Source organism: Thioclava pacifica DSM 10166, assembly GCF_000714535.1.
GTDB classification, from domain to species: Bacteria; Pseudomonadota; Alphaproteobacteria; order Rhodobacterales; family Rhodobacteraceae; genus Thioclava; species Thioclava pacifica.
In genome coordinates, this window is the sequence record NZ_AUND01000012.1 from 64,042 (window position 1) to 81,391 (window position 17,350).

A 17,350-nucleotide genomic window follows, 5' to 3' on the forward strand; every position below is an offset into this window, starting at 1 on the left:
GGGATGCCGCAAGCAAAAGCTGCGACATCCTGTCACTTTTATATCCGCCGATTGGAGAGCCGATGAGCCAGCCCGACCGTTTTGCCCCTTTCGAGGAGAAGCTCGATCAGGAGCGCGCCCTGCATTTGTTGCGCGAGGCGACGGCAGGAGCGGAAGATGGCGAGCTGTTTCTCGAACAGCGCCGGTCCGAGGCGCTCGTCTTCGATGACGGGCGGGTAAAGACGGCGTCTTACGATGCCTCGGAGGGATTCGGGCTGCGCGCGGTGAAAGGCGAGGTCGCGGGCTATGCCCATTCGACCGAGATTTCCGAAGCGGCGCTCAAGCGCGCGGTCGACACCGCGCGGCTCGCGGTCGGTGATGGCGGTGGCGTAATGGCACCCCCGCCGCAGGGCACGAACCGTCATCTATATAGTGATGCCGATCCGGTCTCCGACACGCCCTTTGCCGCGAAGATCGACATTCTGCGCGAAATCGACGCCTTTACCCGCGATCTCGATCCACGCGTCGTGCAGGTCTCGACCTCGATGGCCGCCTCGTTGCAAGAGGTGTTCATCCTACGCCCCGAGGGTGGCCTCGTGTCGGATATTCGGCCGATGGCGCGGGTGAACATCTCGGTGATCGTCGAAGAAAACGGCCGACGCGAATCGGGCGGGCATGGCGGCGGCGGACGCTTCGGCCTCGCCGGGCTGATCGACCCCGAGCATTGGAAACTCGTCGCACGCGAAGCGCTGCGCATCGCGCTGGTGAACCTTCGCGCGGAGCCCGCCCCTGCAGGCGTGATGGATGTGGTGCTTGGCCCCGGCTGGCCCGGCGTTCTGCTGCACGAAGCGGTGGGCCATGGGCTCGAAGGAGACTTCAACCGCAAGAAATCTTCGGCCTTTGCGGGACTGATGGGACAGCAGGTGGCCGCGAAAGGCGTTACTGTTTTGGATGACGGTACGATTCCCGACCGCCGTGGCTCGATTACAATCGATGACGAGGGCACGCCCTCCGGGAAAAACGTGCTGATCGAGGACGGGATTCTCGTGGGCTACATGCAGGATCGCCAGAACGCCCGTCTGATGGGGGTGAAACCCACCGGCAACGGCCGCCGCGAGAGCTTTGCCCACGCGCCGATGCCCCGCATGACCAATACCTATATGCTGAGCGGTGATGCAGAACCTGACGCGATCCTTGCCGACCTCGAGGACGGCATCTACGCGGTGGGCTTTGGCGGCGGTCAGGTCGACATCACCAATGGCAAGTTCGTCTTCAACTGCACCGAGGCTTACCGTGTGAAGAACGGAGTCGTCGGCGCGCCGGTGAAAGGGGCGACGTTGATCGGCGACGGACCGACTGCGATGCGCCAGATCCGCGCGATCGGCAATGACATGGCACTTGATCCCGGTATCGGCAATTGCGGCAAGGCGGGGCAATGGGTGCCGGTGGGCGTAGGCCAGCCGACTCTGATGATCGGCGGGCTGACGGTGGGCGGCTCGGCCGCGCGCTGAGCCGGCCTCTCTGGCAGTTTCGAACAGTTTCTCTTCAAAACCGCAAAAATTTTCTCAAAACTTCTCTCAACCTGAGGTTTAGTAACTTCTTGTTAACACTAATCAGGGCATAAGGGTCTTGCGATTGAGACGGAGGGCCGGATGGAAACAGATTTGTTTTCTTACCCCACCCCCTTCACCCCACCCACCACGGAAGAAGATGAACTGTCGGTTCTCCGTCTCATTCGCTCGCGTCGCGTGGGGCCGACGACTTTCCACAGATTGCTTGGCGAACACGGATCGGCCCGGGCCGCGCTCGAGGCTTTACCCGAGGTGGCGCGCGCCGCAGGTGTAGCCGAATACGCGACCTGCTCCGAGGCGCAGGCACGCGCAGAGCTGAAAGCGGGTAAGCGCGCGGGCGCGCGACTGATCTGCTTTGGCGCGCCCGATTATCCCGAACACCTCGCCGGGATCGACGATGCACCCCCGGTTCTCTGGGCACTTGGCCGGACTGAGCTGCTCACACGACCGATGATCGCAATCGTGGGGGCGCGCAACGCCTCCTCGCTCGGCCTTCGCATGGCCCGCAAGCTGGCCGAGGGCCTGGGCGAGGCAGGTATCTGCGTCGTCTCCGGGCTCGCCCGCGGCATCGACGCGGCGGCGCATCAGGCCGCTCTGGCGACCGGAACGATCGGAGTGCAGGCGGGCGGCATCGACGTGATCTATCCGCAAGAGAACACAGACCTCGCCCGCCAGATGGCCGAAACCGGATTGCGGCTCAGCGAGGCGCCTCCGGGTATCCAGCCGCAAGCGCGCCATTTCCCCGCGCGCAACCGGATCATTTCGGGGCTGTCGGCCGGTGTCGTCGTCGTCGAGGCGGCGACGAAATCGGGTAGCCTGATCACCGCGCGCGATGCGCTCGATCAGGGGCGCGAAGTGATGGCGGTACCGGGGCACCCGATGGACGGGCGCGCAGGCGGGTGCAATCTGCTGATCCGCGACGGCGCTGTTCTGGTACGCGGGACCGAGGATGTTCTCGCCGCATTGAATGCGGTTCGCATGCCAGAAAAAGCAAAACCCGTCACCAATGAGCCCCCGGCGGAACCGCCCCCGCGCCCTGCTTTATCGGAGGCGGCACTGGCCGCGAAGATCCTCGACCGGCTCGGTCCCTCGCCCACCGCCGAGGACCAGGTGATCCGCGATCTCGGGCTCGGGGCAGCAGCGTTTTCGCGTGCCGTGACCGCGCTCGAAATCGAGGGCCAGATCGAGCGTCATCGCGGCGGGATGATCTCGCGGCCCGCCTGATTGCGGTGGTTTCCCTCAGGGTCAGCACGCATTGACAATCGCCCACAAACCCCCACATGTTCCGCGCCCAGACCCTTTGACCGTTGAATTGTGAGGACCTTATGGCCGTTGTCGTCGTCGAATCCCCTGCCAAGGCAAAGACGATCAACAAATATCTCGGGTCCGATTACACGGTTCTCGCCTCCTTCGGCCACGTCCGCGACCTGCCTCCGAAAGACGGCTCGGTCGATCCCGAGCACGATTTCGCGATGAAATGGGAAGTCGCGAGCGACTCGAAGAAACACATCAAGGCGATCACCGACGCGCTGGCCAATGACGACACGCTGATCCTCGCAACCGACCCCGATCGCGAGGGCGAGGCGATCTCGTGGCACCTGCAGGAGGCGCTGGAGAAGAAGCTCAAGGGCAAGAACGTCTCCCGCGTGACCTTCAACGCGATCACCAAATCCGCGATCCTCGAGGCGATGAAACATCCGCGCGAGGTCGATGCGCCGCTGGTGGAGGCCTATCTGGCCCGCCGCGCGTTGGATTACCTCGTGGGTTTCAACCTCTCGCCCGTTCTGTGGCGCAAGCTGCCCGGCGCGAAATCGGCCGGCCGCGTGCAATCGGTCTGCCTGCGTCTCATCGTCGAGCGCGAGATGGAGATCGAGGCCTTCAAGGCGCGCGAATACTGGTCGGTAAAGGTCATCCTGACCACGCCGCGCGGGCAAGAATACGAGGCGCGCCTGTCGGTTCTGGGCGGCAAGAAGCTCGAGAAATACGACCTCGAGAACGAGACCGCCGCCGAAATGGCCGTGCAGGCGATCACCTCGCGCGATCTGAGCGTGACCTCGGTCGAGGCGAAACCGGCTTCGCGCAACCCCTACCCGCCTTTCATGACCTCGACGCTGCAACAGGAAGCCAGCCGCAAGTTCGGCTTCGGCGCCCGCGCCACGATGTCGGCGGCGCAGCGTCTCTACGAGGCCGGTCACATCACCTATATGCGGACCGACGGCATCGACATGGCCCCCGAGGCCGTGATGCAGGCGCGCGATGCGATCAAGGACAAGTTCGGCGAGCAATACCTGCCGAAGTCCCCGCGCATGTATAAGAACAAGGCGAAGAACGCGCAGGAAGCGCATGAATGTATCCGCCCCACGGATATGTCGAAATCGCCCGACAAGCTGAAGCTCGCGGACGATCAGTGGAAGCTCTACGATCTGATCTGGAAGCGCACGATCGCGTCGCAGATGGAAGCCGCGCGGTTCGAGCGCACCACCGTTCTCGTGGGCTCGGGCGATCAGCAGGTCGAGCTTCGCGCCAATGGCTCGGTCGTGACCTTCGACGGCTTCCTCAAGGTCTACGATCAGGGCCGTGACGATGACGAGGGCGAAGACGCGAACCGCCTGCCGCAGATCATGGAAGGCGAGCCCGCGAAGAAGGGCCAGATCACGCCCGAGCAGCATTTCACCCAGCCGCCGCCGCGCTATACCGAGGCGACGCTGGTCAAGCGGATGGAAGAGCTCGGGATCGGGCGGCCCTCCACCTATGCCTCGATCGTCACGACGATTCAGGATCGCGGCTATGTGCGCAAGGACAAGAACCGCCTGATCCCCGAAGATACCGGGCGGCTGGTGACGGCCTTCCTGTCGAACTACTTCAAGCGCTATGTCGAATACGACTTCACCGCCGATCTGGAAGACCAGCTCGACGATATCTCGGCGGGCGATCGCGACTATAAGGAAGTGCTCAAGCGGTTCTGGCGCGATTTCTCGGCCGCGCTCGAGGAAACCTCGGAGCTGCGGATCTCGGAAGTGCTCGACAAGATCGACGAGGTTCTGGCGCCGCATCTCTACCCGCCGCGTCCCGACGGATCGGACCCGCGCATCTGCCCGCTTTGCGGTCAGGGCAAACTGCATCTGAAAACCGCGCGCTCCGGCGGCGCTTTCATCGGCTGCGGCAATTACCCTGAATGCCGTTACACCCGACCGCTCTCGGCCCCAGATGGCGATGACGAGGTGCAGGCGCTCGATGGCAAGGTGCTGGGCTATGACGAGGGTCAGGCGATCACCCTGCGCGTGGGCCGTTTTGGGCCCTACGTCCAGAAAGGCGAGCCGACCGAAGATCAACCCAAACCCCCGCGCGCCTCGCTGCCCAAGGGCTGGAAACCGGAAGAGATCGACCTCGAGAAGGCAATGATGCTGCTGAGCCTGCCGCGCGAGATCGGTCCGCATCCCGACGATGGCGAGCTGGTCGAGGCCGGGATCGGCCGCTACGGGCCTTACGTGAAGCACGGGCGCATCTATGCGAACCTGCCCGAGGTCGACGAAGTGTTTACCATCGGCATGAACCGCGCCGTCGAGGTGATCGCTCAGAAAGCGGCCAAGGGCGGACGCGGCGCTGCCGCGAAACCGCTCAAGGAGCTGGGCGAGCATCCCGAAGGAGGGCCGGTGCAGGTGATGCCGGGGCGGTATGGGCCTTACGTCAAATGGGGCAAGATCAACGCGACGCTCCCCAAGGAGATGGAGCCCGAAGCGGTCACGATGGAAGATGCGCTTCCGCTGATCGAGGCGAAAGCTTCCAAGAAGGGCGGCACGAAGAAGAAAGCCGCGCCGAAGAAGGCGGCGGCGAAAAAGCCCGCGGCCAAGAAAACGGCGACGAAGAAAGCGCCCGCCAAGAAGACCGCGGCGAAAAAGGACGAATAGTCTCGCGCCACCTGTCTCTGGCGCGGGGCGCGACCAGCGACCCGGGCCGCGCCCGACCCTCCCCCCGGGAGGGCGCATTGGCGATGGCTCGCGGGCTTAAGCGACCTGCGGGCTTTTGAGATAAAGCGCCAAGCCACAGGCAGCACGAAGCGCCCACCCAAGGGTCGGGCGCGGCCCTAGCTCTCCCGCATTCCCCCACACATTTCCGTGCGCCCCGCCCTCGCCCCACCCTCGCCGCAACGCAGCAATTGACTCCCTCCCGCCCCGGCGTCATCTTCACGCGCACATGAGCGGAGGATATCCATGAACAAGGTTTACGGTTCTGCGAAAGAGGCTCTCGATGGGCTTCTCTTCGACGGAATGCTGATCGCGGCCGGGGGCTTCGGGCTCTGCGGCATCCCCGAACTTTGCATCGACGCACTCGTCGAAAGCGGTGTGAAAGACATCACCATCGCCTCGAACAACTGCGGCGTGGACGGGTTCGGCCTCGGCAAGCTGCTCGATACCAAGCAGATCAAGAAGATGATGTCGTCCTATGTGGGCGAGAACGCGGAATTCATGCGCCAGTATCTCTCCGGAGAGCTGGAGCTGGAATTCAACCCGCAAGGCACCCTGGCCGAGCGCATGCGCGCCGCTGGCCACGGCATCCCGGGCTTCTACACCAAGACCGGCGTGGGCACCGTGATCGCCGAGGGCAAGGAGCACAAGGAGTTCAACGGCGAGACCTATATCCTCGAGGAAGGGATCTTCGCCGACGTCTCGATCGTGAAGGCTTGGAAAGCCGATGAGAGCGGAAACGCGATCTTCCGCAAGACCGCGCGCAACTTCAACCCGCCCGCGGCCATGTGCGGCAAGGTTTGCGTGATGGAGGTCGAGGAAATCGTGCCGACCGGCTCGCTCGATCCCGACTGCATCCACCTGCCGGGCATCTATGTCCACCGCCTGATCCAGGGCGAGCACGAGAAACGCATCGAACAGCGCACCGTGCGTCCGCGCAGCGACCACAGCAACACGCCTGCGGGCACGGGGGAGGAAGTCTGATGGCCTGGGACCGTAACCAGATGGCGGCGCGCGCCGCCAAGGAACTTCAGGACGGCACCTATGTGAACCTCGGGATCGGCATCCCGACGCTCGTGCCGAACTTCATCCCCGAAGGCGTCACCGTGACGCTGCAATCCGAAAACGGCATGCTCGGCATGGGCCCCTTCCCCTATGAGGGCGAAGAAGACCCCGACCTGATCAACGCCGGCAAGCAGACGATCACCGAACTGCCGCAGACCGCCTATTTCGACAGCGCGACCAGCTTCGGCATGATCCGCGGCGGCAAGATCGCGATGGCGATCCTGGGCGCGATGGAAGTGGCCGAGAATGGCGATCTCGCGAACTGGATGATCCCCGGCAAGCTCGTGAAGGGCATGGGCGGCGCGATGGACCTCGTGGCCGGTGTCGGTCGCGTCGTCGTCGTGATGGATCACACCAACAAGCATGGCGAGAGCAAGGTACTCAAAGCCTGCACCCTGCCGCTGACCGGCACGGGCGTCGTCAACCGCATCATCACCAATCTCGGTGTGCTCGATGTGGTCGAGGGCGGGCTGAAGATCGTCGAACTGGCCGATGGCGTGACCGAAGAGGAACTGCGCGCCGCGACCGAGGCAACGATCGTCGACTGATCGCTCCCATATAAGATACGAACAGGGCGGCCCTAGAGCCGCCCTTTTTCATCCCTTGATGCGAAAGACGCAGCCATCCGTCATCAGCTGCGGCGGCGTCACGCAGAGCCCGCGCGCCACGTTCCAGGCGGCCAGGACCTTCGGCACGTAATCGCGCGTCTCGGCATAGGGCGGCACGCCGTCATTCTTCTTCACCGCGTTCTCACCCGAGTTATAGGCGGCGATCACCATCAGCGGGTCGCGGTTGAATTCCTTCATCAGCCAGTCGAGATAGGTCACCCCGCCCGCGATGTTCTGCGCCGGATCCTTACTGTCGTTGACATCGAAGCGCTCGGCTGTTGCGGGGATCAGCTGCATCAGCCCCACAGCACCTGCATGGCTGACAGCATCATGTCGCCCGCCGGATTCGACCGAGATCATGGCGAGCACCAGCGCGGGCGAGACCTCGGTTCCGATCGTCGACTTCAGGATATCGGTGCCATGCGTCTGCGCGATCTTCGCCAGCGCCTCGAGGCGCGGCGCGCGCACCTGCGTGCCTTTCGGCCCTTGGGTAAGAGCTGCCAGCGCCAGATCGAGCCGCCCTGCCCGATCCTCGAGCCGCGGCGAGACCTTGTTCCAGTACCATGCGTAATGCGCCGAGCGCACGGCCTTGTCAGCGCCTGCGGTGCCGCTCTTGGCAGGCGGCACGCGCGTGACGGGCTGCCAGGGCTCCTTGGACATGGCGGCAAGCTCGCGCTTTTGCTCCTCGGGGTCGATCTGGATGGTAATGAAACGTTTCGTACCCGGCGCAGGCGGCTTCACGATCTTTGGCTTGAAGCCCGGTTGCACCGGCGCCGAGGTTTCCGCCCAGCCCGGCACGGCCAAAGCGGCCGACATTAGCATCACGATGACTGCCCGTCTCACGCGCATGCGCGCCACCTGTTCATTGCCTCTCGCGGCTCTATCGACCGCCTTGCGATCTTTATCCCCGAAATTCCTGCGATTTTCCAGAAAATCCGTGCCCGAATCGTCCTCGATTCGGGTTGCGAGTCGCTTTTTTCAACGGGAAAAACATAATCACACGCCAAAAGTGAATTTTTTTATTGTTATTTTTCAACATGTTAATTGAAAAACCTCAACCCTTACCAATTTTCGCGAAATCGCCGCTTACCTGCCCAAATCGCGCCACGATCCGGGGGCCTTATAGGTCCATACCGCGAGACGGAGAACGGCAGAGACAGCCAACCAGAGACGCGGGGCAGAGAACCAAACCCTAGGAGAGACACCATGATGAAATTCTTCAAACTCAAGAAGTTCCACGACGAAGAAGACGGCGCTGTGACCGTTGACTGGGTTGTGCTGACCGCTGCTGTTGTTGGCCTCGGCGCCGCTGCGCTGGCCCTGGTCCGCACCAACACCAAGACCCTCGTGGACAAAATCGGCAACTACCTGTCGACCGCTGAAGTCGAAACGACCTTCGACAGCGGCGCGACGGATCCCACGCAGTAATCTGACACGTGATCTAATCGCAAGCGGGGCCGCACCTTCAGGTGCGGCCCTTGCTCGTTTCAAACGGCTGAACGCTGGAGGAAACGCCAGGTCGTCTTCACGAGGCGAAAAGTGCAGATCCGCGCGCGTATCCGCTCTTAACCAAACCCTTATTCCCTTCGTGAAGCTGCCAAAGTTTGGCCATTTTGATGGGCTACTAATCTCAATAGTTAGGTCTGTATCAGAGTAAGAGAGGACGCGAGACCATGACCAAATTCCTGACCATGCTTCGCATCATGCGCGAGGATGAAGAGGGCGCCGTGACCGTCGACTGGGTCGTGCTGACCTCAGCCGTCGTGTCGTTCGGGATGCTTGTCGGCAGCGTTATCTGGGGCCAAACCGGCGGGCTTTCGAAAACGATCGCCGATTATCTTGGCACGGCCGAGGTCGCGACGACCTTCGGGGAAGACAATACTCCCTAATTGGAAACAATTTTCGCCGCTGCGCCATTTTATCGCCCCTTTTGGCTGCAATAGAACGGGTCACCCACCGGCGTTATGTCCGGAGTGAAAACGGAAGGAAAAGACGATGCGACTGATGTTCGCCCTGTTTCTCGTCGCCGGGATTGGCCTTGCCGTGGTGGCTGTGATCATGGCGCAAGGCCAGATCGCGCAGTTCCAGGCAGAACGCGACCACCTCGTGGCGATGCAGAAGAACGCGCCGCGCCTCGCAAATGTGGTCGTGGTCAAGAAACCTCTCAAATACGGCGAACGCTTCACGGCGCAAGATCTCGCGGTGATCAAGGTTCAGGCCAGCGCATTGCCGCAAGGCACTTTTACGCAGATTGTCGCCAAGGCAGGCACGCCGGAAGCCGAGAAAGCGGTATTCATCGAAGGTGAAACCCGTCCGCGCGCCACGATGCGGTCTCTGGCGGCCAACGAATACCTGCTGAGTCAGCGCGTCACCAAGCCCGGCACGGATGCTGGCATCCTCGCGAGCCTGCAGTCCAACCGTCGCGCCTTCACCATCCAGGTCAATGTCGCCAGCGGCGTCTCTGGCTTCCTGCGTCCGGGCGATACCGTCGATGTCTACTGGTCGGGTGCGATCAATGACGAGCCGGTGACCAAGCTGATCGAATCGAATCTGAAGCTCATCGCGATCGACCAGAACGCCGATCCCGACCGCACTGCAGAGACCCAGATCGCGCGCACCGTGACCGCCGAGGTCAGCCCCGAACAGGTCGCGGCCCTGACACTGGCTCAGAACACCGGCCGCCTGACGCTCTCTCTCGTCGGCGCCCATGACACCGACCAGGTCGGCGCGATCGAGATCGACCGCGACCAGCTCCTCGGGATCCAGAAAGAACAGGTCCGTCAGGTCGAAAAAGCGAAGGTCTGCACCGTCAAGACCCGCAAAGGCAGCGAGATCATCGAAACTCCGATCCCCTGCACGAACTGATCAAACTACACAATTTCAACTATTTGCACGGGGCCTCACGGGGCCCCGTTGCTCGTTTGCGACAGGTTATCCACATGAACAACTCACGCCAATCCATTGATTATTGCAAAAAATCCCCTCTTGGGTCATGCTTTGCAAAACAATGGACGCAATCTGTCCCGAAAACAGGCGTGAAGACCTGTGATGAGGCGTGATCGGAGAGGCAGGGTCACAATGAGACTGAAATCTATCGTAGGGGCCTGCCTTCTTGGCATGGCGCTGAGCACCACCGCATTCGCGCCGGTGCAAGCGGAGACGCTTAAAATCATGTCGGGCACCGCGCAGGCTCCTCTGCACGTGCCCATGAACCGCGCCGTGGTGGTGGAAAGCGACACGCCCTTTGCAGAGCTGTCGATCGCCAATCCCGGCATCGCGGATATCCAGACGCTTTCGGATCGCTCGATCTACGTGCTGGGCAAGCTGCCCGGTCGTACGACGCTGACGATTCTCGGGGCCGATGGCAAACTGATCTCCAACGTCGATGTACAGGTCACGCCCGACGTGGCCGAGTTCAAGGAGCGGCTCAAGCAGATCCTTCCCGGCGAGAATATCGACGTGCGGACCGCCAATGACGGCATCGTCCTGTCGGGCACTGTTTCGTCTGCACAAAAGCTCGATCGCGCGCTCGATCTGGCGAACCGCTACGCACCCGACCGGGTTTCGAACCTGATGACGGTCGCGGGCACGCAGCAGGTGATGCTGAAAGTGCGCTTTGCGGAAATGCAGCGCTCGGTCGCCAAGAGCCTTGCCTCCTCACTCGCCGTGCGGGGCACCGGTGGCAACCTCTCGGGCATCGGCGCAACCGGCAACTTCACCGCATCCGGCGCAGTTTCGGGCATCTTCGACAGCGGAACGGTCCCGATCGCGGGCGACAAAGGCGCGATCGGCCTGGGATTCACCGCGGGCAACCTGCAATTCGCTGTCCTGCTCGAAGCTCTCGAATCGAAAGGCGTCGTGCGCACGCTGGCAGAACCGAACCTGACCGCACTCTCGGGTCAGCAGGCGGACTTCCTGGCCGGCGGCGAATATCCGATCCCGGTTCTCAAGGACAACTCGGTCTCGATCCAGTACAAGCCCTTCGGCGTCGAACTGGCCTTCACCCCGCGCGTGGTGGATGGCGATGTTATCAACCTCGAGATCGCGGCCGCAGTCTCGGCAATCGACACCACCGTGTCGATGAGCCAGGGCGGCTTCACGGTCAACGCCTTCAAGAAACGCTCGACCTCGACCACCGTCGAGATGCGCGACGGCGAGAGCTTCGCGATCGCGGGCCTTCTGCAGGATGACTTCACCGATCTCAACGATCAGATCCCGTGGCTCGGCGATGTGCCGGTGCTCGGCGCGCTCTTCCGCTCCGCCGATTACCAGCGCAAGCAGTCGGAGCTCGTGATCATCGTGACCCCGCATCTTGTGTCGCCGGTCAAGGGTGAGGCACTTGCCCTGCCGACCGATCGTCTGAAACTGCCCACCGAGTCCGAGCTCTTCCTTTATGGCAAGACCGCCGGTGACCTCACTGCGCCGACCAAGCCCACCAAGGGCCCGGCCGCCGAGGTCGCCAAGCAGGACTTCTCGGGCTCCTATGGCTACGTGATGGAGTGAGAGCGATGATGGGTCAGGCGAACAAGCTACGCAGCTCGGCAATCCTTCTCACCATGGCACTGGCTCTCGCCGGCTGCTCCGAGGGGTCCAAGATTCTCCACTCCGAAGCGGGGTCCAACTTGGACGGAACCGCGAACTTCGGAGCCACCATCGCACACAACACCGCGCTGATGAGCGGGGATGAGAGCTTCGCGATCAACATGACGCGGAAATTCGCGGCGGATGTGCCCAACACGGTTCATTTCGCCTTCAATTCCTCGGTGCTCGATGCCCAGGCGCAGCGCGTGCTGATGCTGCAAGCCGACTGGATCAAGCAATTCCCCGAGGTGCGGTTCCGCGTCTACGGCCATACCGACCTCGTGGGCAGCAATGCCTATAACAAGGCGCTCGGCCTGCGCCGCGCCCGTGCGGTGGTGAACTTCCTCGTCGGACAGGGCATCTCGCGCTCGCGCCTTGAGGCGGTCGTTTCCTACGGCGAAACACAGCCCTTGGTCTACACCCAGGCACCGAACGAGCAGAATCGCCGGACGGTGACCGAGGTCTCGGGGATCGTGCATGGCGGCAAACCCATCCCGCTCGATGGAAAATATGCGCGTGTCGTCTATCGCGAATATGTCCGTTCGGCCTCGGTGATGCCGCTGACCACGGTGAACGAAGGCACTCCGGGCGGCTAATCCCCGAACAAGTGATCGCGGTTTCGCGACAATCGACATTGGCAAACGGCGGGCTTGATAAACAAAGCCCGCCGTTTCTCTTTATCGTCGCCCAAAACCTCACAATTGAAACAGTCTGGCCGCAATCTCGCCCAGATTCCCACCCAGATTGATCCTTGGCAGAAAAGGCATGACGCCGAGTCATGCTTGGTCTGCGGCGTATGAGAGGGCGCAACCTCCGGCGACCGTGGGCCCAGGAAACGAAGGACAGAGGCTAATGAGTGCAGCAGCAATGATGACCACGGAGCCGGCGCCGATCCAGGCCTGCACGGTTTCGCGCGACGTCTCGAATTTCGATTTGCTGATCGAGGACATGGAAACCGAACTCGGTGAAAGCTGGGGCGATCTCACCTTTGACGAGGCCGTGATCTTTCTCGGGCAACCCGACGCCTCGAAACTGGAATTCATCGCGATCGCCGTGGATGGCGAGGACGAGGATGAACTCACAAAGATCTCTGGCATCATCACCGAGGCGAAGGAGCGCAACATCCGCGTGATCCTGATCGCCGAAGAAGTCAGCCCGATCGCGCTGCACCAGCTGCTGCGTCTGGGCGCGGATGACTTCGTGCCCTACCCGCTTCCCGAAGGCGCGCTGCATGACGCGATCGAACGTCTCGGTCAGGCCGACGTGCCGAACCTGCCGGTGCCGAGCCATGCGCCTGCGATGGCCAACACCGGTGGGCGCGATGGGGTCGTGCTTGCGGTTCACGGGCTTTCGGGTGGCGTGGGCGCCACCACATTTGCGGTCAATCTCGCTTGGGAACTGGCGACGGCTCATGACGGCAAGAAGAAGGAAACGCGCCCCTCCCCGCGCGTCTGCCTGCTTGATCTCGATCTGCAATTCGGCAGCACCGCCACCTATCTCGATCTGCCGCGCCGCGAGCTGATCTATGAGTTGCTCAGCGACACCGAGCATATGGATGGCGAGAGCTTCAAACAGGCGCTGCTGAGCTTCAACGAAAAGGTCGACGTGCTGACCGCCCCCGCCGACATGCTCCCGCTCGATTTGATCTCGGGCGAGGATGTGGAGCGGCTGATCGAAATGGCCCGATCGCATTTCGACTTCGTCGTAATCGACATGCCGTCGACCGTCGTGAGCTGGACCGAGACCGTGCTCAACAAGGCCCAACTCTATTTCGGCCTGCTGGAGATGGACATGCGTTCGGCGCAGAACGTGCTGCGCCTGGTGCGTGCGCTCAAGGCCGAGGGCCTGCCGACCGAAAAGCTGCGCTACGTGCTCAACCGCGCGCCGAAATTCACGGATCTCAACGGCAAGGCCCGCGTGAAGCGTCTCGCCGAGAGCCTCGACATCTCGGTCGAGCTGATGATGTCGGATGGCGGCAAGTTGATCACCCAAGCCAATGATCACGGCCTGCCGCTTGCGCTTTCCGCCCCGAAAGTGCCGCTGCGCAAAGAAATCCAGAAACTCGCTGGCTCTCTCGTCGAACTCGGCGAGTCGATCGAAGTCGCGGCCTGAGCCCAAAGGAGCCCGGACAGATGTTCTCGCGCTACAAGAAACAGCCCGCCAAGCCCGGCAATGCTTCTGTCGCCGGTGCAGCGGCCGCAGCTCCCGCACCGGCCGCGCCGCCGCCCATTGATGCCGCACCGAAAACGGCCGTGCATCGCAAGCCGCTGCCGCTGAAGACGCCCGCCGATGCCGCCGCGGCCGACAAGGAGCGCAAGCGCAAGGAGCGGATGCAGGAGCTGAAGGTCGAGCTGCACAAGCGCCTGCTCGAGAACCTCAACCTCGCCGCTCTGGAACATGCCTCCGAGAAAGAACTGAAGGCCGAGATCGCCGATATCACCTCCGAGGCGATGTCGGAGATGGCGGTCGCGCTCAACAGCCAGGACCGGCAGGCCCTGCATCAGGAACTCTATGACGAAGTGATGGGGCTCGGGCCCCTCGAACCGCTTCTGAAGGACGAGACCGTCAACGATATTCTCGTGAACGGCCCGAACCAGATCTTCGTCGAACGCGCCGGCAAGCTGCAACTGAGCGACATCACCTTCAAGGATGAGCGCCACCTGCTGCGCATCATCGACAAGATCGTGTCGGCCGTGGGTCGTCGCGTTGACGAATCCAATCCTTACGTCGACGCCCGTCTGGCCGATGGCTCGCGTTTCAACGCGATGGTGCCGCCGATTGCGGTCGATGGCTCGCTCGTTTCGATTCGTAAATTCAAGAAGGACAAGCTCGGGATCGACGATCTCGTGCAATTCGGCGCCTTCACCGAGGAAATGGCCGCCTATCTTCAGGCAGCCGTCGCCACCCGCCTCAACGTGATCGTCTCGGGCGGGACGGGCTCGGGTAAGACGACGACGCTCAACGCGCTCTCGTCCTTCATCGACAACTCCGAGCGTATCCTGACCATCGAGGATACGGCGGAACTTCAGCTTCAGCAGACCCATGTGGGCCGAATGGAAAGCCGCCCGCCGAACGTCGAGGGCAAGGGCGCGGTTACCCAGCGCGACTGTCTTCGCAACGCGCTGCGGATGCGTCCCGACCGTATCATCGTCGGCGAAACGCGTGGCGAGGAAGTCATCGACATGCTCCAGGCCATGAACACCGGCCACGACGGCTCGATGACAACGATCCACGCGAACTCCGCCCGTGACGGCATCGCGCGTCTGGAAAACATGATCTCGATGGCCGGGATCGAAATGCCGATGAAGGCGATGCGCTCGCAGATCGCCTCGGCTGTGAACCTGATCGTGCAGGCCTCGCGTCTGCAGGACGGTTCGCGCCGCATGGTCTCGATCACCGAGATCACCGGCATGGAAGGCGACGTGATCTCGATGCAGGAAGTGTTCCGCTACGAGCGTCTCGGCCTCGCCCCCGACGGCAAGATCATCGGCCGCTTCACGGCGACCGGCGTGCGCTCACATTATTCCGATCGCTTCCGCCAGTGGGGCTATGACCTCCCGGCTTCGATCTACGAACCCGTGCAGGACTAAGGAGACACCAAATGGCGACCCCCGTCATCTACCTGCTGATCTTCATCGCGGTCCTGCTGCTGGTCGAAGGCATGTATTTGCTGTTCTTCGGCAAGTCGATTTCACTCAACAAGCGGGTGAACCGCCGCCTCGAGATGCTCAACAAGGGCGAGCGGCGCGAAGAGGTGCTCGAACGGCTCCGCAAGGAGGCCACGCAGCACACCGAGGCCCGCACCATCCCGCTCTATTCGCTGCTCGCGACCAAGGCACAGAAGGCCAATATCGCTTTCTCGCCCGTCGCGCTCATCGCGATCATGGCCTTTGCGAGCTTCGTCGCGTTCGTGGCACTCAGCCTGACCTCGCAGGCGGGCATCTATATCCGTATCGCGCTTGCACTCGGCATGGGTGTCGGCGGCGTCTATTTCTGGGTCAACAACAAGGCCAAGAAGCGCATGGCGCTGATGGAAGAGCAACTTCCCGACGCGGTGGAACTGATGGTGCGCAGCTTGCGTGTCGGCCACCCGCTGGCCTCCGCGATCCAGGCCGTGGCGCGCGAGATCCCCGATCCGCTGGGCTCCGAATTCGGCATCATCGCCGACGAGGCCGCCTATGGCCGTAACGTTTCCGAGGCGATCTCGGAAATGGCCGAGCGTCTCGACATGCAGGACATGCGCTTCCTCGCCGTGTCGGTCTCGATCCAGCAGACCTCGGGCGGCAACCTCGCCGAGGTGCTCGAAGGTCTCTCGAAGGTGATCCGGTCGCGCTTCCGCCTGTTCCGCCGGGTGAGCGCCATCACCGCCGAACCGCGCTGGTCGGGTATCTTCCTGTCGGCCTTCCCGATCGCGGTCCTCGTGATCATCCAGGTCATCTCACCGCATTATTATGACGACGTGAAAGAAACGACGGCTTTCATTCCCGCCGCCATCGTCGTCTTCGCCCTGCTCGGCGCGAACATGATCTTCATGAAGGTCATGACGACCATCAAGGTTTGAGGAGTCTTCCATGGATCTCTCCACCATCAACACCCTGCTGACCGACACGCTCGGGCCGATGGGCCCCATGATTGCGCTGGCCGGCTTGGGCTTTCTCTTCGTGCTCGCCGCGATCCCTGCGCTGCTGAAGAAACGCGCCGATCCGCTCGAGCGCCTGCGCGGCGGCCCGTCGCGTCACGCCCAGCATAACCAAGCGAAGAAGGGCGACGGCAACCGCCAGAAGCTGCGCGACGGCAGCTCGGACAAACTCGAGAAATACGCAGCCTTCCTCGAACCCAAGAATGCCGACGAGATGTCGGAATCGAAGAAATGGCTGCAGAGCGCGGGCTATCGCGGCACCAACGCCGTGCGGACCTTCCACGCGATTCAGTTCGCGATGGGCCTCGGCCTGCTCACGCTGGGTTCGCTCTACGTGGTTATCGCCAACGCGACCGCCCCCGAGGGCCAGCAAATGGGCACGATCGGGACGATCCTGGCCGTCCTCATGCCCGGTGCGATCGGCTATTACGCCCCGAAATACTGGGTCAACAAACGCGTGAAGTCGCGCACTGCCGAAATCCAGAATGGCTTTCCGGATGCGCTCGACATGCTGCTCGTCTGCGTCGAAGCCGGTCAGTCGCTCGACCAGGGGATTATCCGCGTCTCCAAGGAACTGCACAATTCCTACCCTTCGCTGGCCGAGGAATTCGCGATGGTCGCGCATGAGATCAAGGCGGGCCTGAACAAGTCCGAAGTGCTGCGCCGCTTCGGCGAGCGTTCGGGCGTGGCCGATGTCGCGAGCTTCGTGACCGTGATGATCCAGTCGCAGCAGTTCGGCACCTCGATCGCCGAGGCTCTGCGCCTCTATGCGGCTGACATGCGCGACAAGCGGATCATGCGTGCCGAAGAGGCCGCCAACAAGATCCCGACCAAGATGACGCTCGGCACGATGATGTTCACCGTTCCGCCGCTCCTGATCATCCTTGTCGGCCCCTCGATCCATGATATGCTTGAGAACTTCAAGAATATGGGCATGTAACC

15 protein-coding genes are annotated in these 17,350 nt (G+C 62.4%); 14 read left to right on the plus strand and 1 reads right to left on the minus strand.

Translation table 11 applies throughout. From position 1 onward, the window contains the following. Nucleotides 1–62: 62 nt before the first annotated feature. The 5 genes from tldD (at nucleotide 63) to TP2_RS06090 (ending at nucleotide 7,128) form a co-directional block, all read left to right on the plus strand. Entirely contained in the window at nucleotides 63–1,490 is a 1,428-nt protein-coding gene (gene tldD / locus TP2_RS06070) for a metalloprotease TldD (protein WP_038074872.1), read from the plus strand. 141 nt (nucleotides 1,491–1,631) lie between these two features. Beyond that, nucleotides 1,632–2,774 carry a DNA-processing protein DprA gene (gene dprA / locus TP2_RS06075; RefSeq protein ID WP_038074877.1) on the plus strand — a complete coding sequence of 381 codons (1,143 nt, stop codon included), beginning with the start codon at nucleotides 1,632–1,634 and terminating at the stop codon, nucleotides 2,772–2,774. A gap of 101 nt (nucleotides 2,775–2,875) precedes the next feature. Beyond that, the gene (gene topA / locus TP2_RS06080; protein ID WP_038074878.1) at nucleotides 2,876–5,458 is read left to right on the plus strand and encodes a type I DNA topoisomerase; all 2,583 of its coding nucleotides are present in this window, start codon (nucleotides 2,876–2,878) and stop codon (nucleotides 5,456–5,458) included. A gap of 303 nt (nucleotides 5,459–5,761) precedes the next feature. Further along, on the plus strand, nucleotides 5,762–6,499 hold the full coding sequence (locus TP2_RS06085; protein WP_038074879.1) for a CoA transferase subunit A: 738 nt from the start codon (nucleotides 5,762–5,764) through the stop codon (nucleotides 6,497–6,499). Further along, on the plus strand, nucleotides 6,499–7,128 hold the full coding sequence (locus tag TP2_RS06090) for a CoA transferase subunit B (RefSeq protein WP_038074882.1): 630 nt from the start codon (nucleotides 6,499–6,501) through the stop codon (nucleotides 7,126–7,128). The genes TP2_RS06085 and TP2_RS06090 overlap by 1 nt, the downstream gene beginning before the upstream one ends. Nucleotides 7,129–7,176: 48 nt before the next feature. Here TP2_RS06090 and TP2_RS06095 read toward each other — a convergent pair whose 3' ends face one another. After that, on the minus strand, nucleotides 7,177–8,037 hold the full coding sequence (locus TP2_RS06095) for a lytic transglycosylase domain-containing protein (RefSeq protein ID WP_038074883.1): 861 nt from the start codon (nucleotides 8,035–8,037) through the stop codon (nucleotides 7,177–7,179). A gap of 360 nt (nucleotides 8,038–8,397) precedes the next feature. Between TP2_RS06095 and TP2_RS06100 the strand changes: the two genes are divergently transcribed. From TP2_RS06100 to TP2_RS06140, 9 genes are all read left to right on the plus strand, one after another. Beyond that, entirely contained in the window at nucleotides 8,398–8,616 is a 219-nt protein-coding gene (locus TP2_RS06100; protein WP_038076061.1) for a hypothetical protein, read from the plus strand. Between the two features lie 245 nt (nucleotides 8,617–8,861). Beyond that, the gene (locus TP2_RS06105; RefSeq protein ID WP_038074884.1) at nucleotides 8,862–9,077 is read left to right on the plus strand and encodes a hypothetical protein; all 216 of its coding nucleotides are present in this window, start codon (nucleotides 8,862–8,864) and stop codon (nucleotides 9,075–9,077) included. 106 nt (nucleotides 9,078–9,183) lie between these two features. Beyond that, the gene (gene cpaB / locus TP2_RS06110) at nucleotides 9,184–10,053 is read left to right on the plus strand and encodes a Flp pilus assembly protein CpaB (RefSeq protein ID WP_038074886.1); all 870 of its coding nucleotides are present in this window, start codon (nucleotides 9,184–9,186) and stop codon (nucleotides 10,051–10,053) included. Nucleotides 10,054–10,266: 213 nt separating this feature from the next. Further along, nucleotides 10,267–11,691, plus strand: coding sequence for a type II and III secretion system protein family protein (locus tag TP2_RS06115; protein ID WP_038074888.1), 1,425 nt, complete (start codon nucleotides 10,267–10,269; stop codon nucleotides 11,689–11,691). A 5-nt stretch (nucleotides 11,692–11,696) separates the two neighbouring features. Continuing rightward, a complete protein-coding gene (locus tag TP2_RS06120) occupies nucleotides 11,697–12,365 on the plus strand; it encodes an OmpA family protein (RefSeq protein ID WP_038074890.1) in 669 nt (222 codons plus the stop codon). A gap of 256 nt (nucleotides 12,366–12,621) precedes the next feature. Then, nucleotides 12,622–13,881 (plus strand): CpaE/TadZ family protein, encoded by a 1,260-nt coding sequence (locus TP2_RS06125; RefSeq protein WP_038074893.1) that lies wholly within the window; start codon nucleotides 12,622–12,624, stop codon nucleotides 13,879–13,881. 20 nt (nucleotides 13,882–13,901) lie between these two features. Further along, complete coding sequence (locus TP2_RS06130; RefSeq protein WP_038074894.1) at nucleotides 13,902–15,359, plus strand: TadA family conjugal transfer-associated ATPase; 1,458 nt, start codon at nucleotides 13,902–13,904, stop codon at nucleotides 15,357–15,359. A gap of 11 nt (nucleotides 15,360–15,370) precedes the next feature. After that, on the plus strand, nucleotides 15,371–16,330 hold the full coding sequence (locus TP2_RS06135) for a type II secretion system F family protein (RefSeq protein WP_038074895.1): 960 nt from the start codon (nucleotides 15,371–15,373) through the stop codon (nucleotides 16,328–16,330). A gap of 10 nt (nucleotides 16,331–16,340) precedes the next feature. Next, complete coding sequence (locus TP2_RS06140) at nucleotides 16,341–17,348, plus strand: type II secretion system F family protein (RefSeq protein ID WP_038074898.1); 1,008 nt, start codon at nucleotides 16,341–16,343, stop codon at nucleotides 17,346–17,348. Nucleotides 17,349–17,350: the final 2 nt, after the last annotated feature.

What these genes read in the sequence shown, in the direction of transcription:
- tldD (WP_038074872.1), top strand. Translation starts at nt 63, where the DNA reads ATGAGCCAGCCCGACCGTTTTGCCCCTTTCGAGGAGAAGCTCGATCAG.
- dprA (WP_038074877.1), top strand. Translation starts at nt 1,632, where the DNA reads ATGGAAACAGATTTGTTTTCTTACCCCACCCCCTTCACCCCACCCACC.
- topA (WP_038074878.1), top strand. Translation starts at nt 2,876, where the DNA reads ATGGCCGTTGTCGTCGTCGAATCCCCTGCCAAGGCAAAGACGATCAAC.
- TP2_RS06085 (WP_038074879.1), top strand. Translation starts at nt 5,762, where the DNA reads ATGAACAAGGTTTACGGTTCTGCGAAAGAGGCTCTCGATGGGCTTCTC.
- TP2_RS06090 (WP_038074882.1), top strand. Translation starts at nt 6,499, where the DNA reads ATGGCCTGGGACCGTAACCAGATGGCGGCGCGCGCCGCCAAGGAACTT.
- TP2_RS06095 (WP_038074883.1), bottom strand. Translation starts at nt 8,037, where the DNA reads ATGCGCGTGAGACGGGCAGTCATCGTGATGCTAATGTCGGCCGCTTTG.
- TP2_RS06100 (WP_038076061.1), top strand. Translation starts at nt 8,398, where the DNA reads ATGAAATTCTTCAAACTCAAGAAGTTCCACGACGAAGAAGACGGCGCT.
- TP2_RS06105 (WP_038074884.1), top strand. Translation starts at nt 8,862, where the DNA reads ATGACCAAATTCCTGACCATGCTTCGCATCATGCGCGAGGATGAAGAG.
- cpaB (WP_038074886.1), top strand. Translation starts at nt 9,184, where the DNA reads ATGCGACTGATGTTCGCCCTGTTTCTCGTCGCCGGGATTGGCCTTGCC.
- TP2_RS06115 (WP_038074888.1), top strand. Translation starts at nt 10,267, where the DNA reads ATGAGACTGAAATCTATCGTAGGGGCCTGCCTTCTTGGCATGGCGCTG.
- TP2_RS06120 (WP_038074890.1), top strand. Translation starts at nt 11,697, where the DNA reads ATGATGGGTCAGGCGAACAAGCTACGCAGCTCGGCAATCCTTCTCACC.
- TP2_RS06125 (WP_038074893.1), top strand. Translation starts at nt 12,622, where the DNA reads ATGAGTGCAGCAGCAATGATGACCACGGAGCCGGCGCCGATCCAGGCC.
- TP2_RS06130 (WP_038074894.1), top strand. Translation starts at nt 13,902, where the DNA reads ATGTTCTCGCGCTACAAGAAACAGCCCGCCAAGCCCGGCAATGCTTCT.
- TP2_RS06135 (WP_038074895.1), top strand. Translation starts at nt 15,371, where the DNA reads ATGGCGACCCCCGTCATCTACCTGCTGATCTTCATCGCGGTCCTGCTG.
- TP2_RS06140 (WP_038074898.1), top strand. Translation starts at nt 16,341, where the DNA reads ATGGATCTCTCCACCATCAACACCCTGCTGACCGACACGCTCGGGCCG.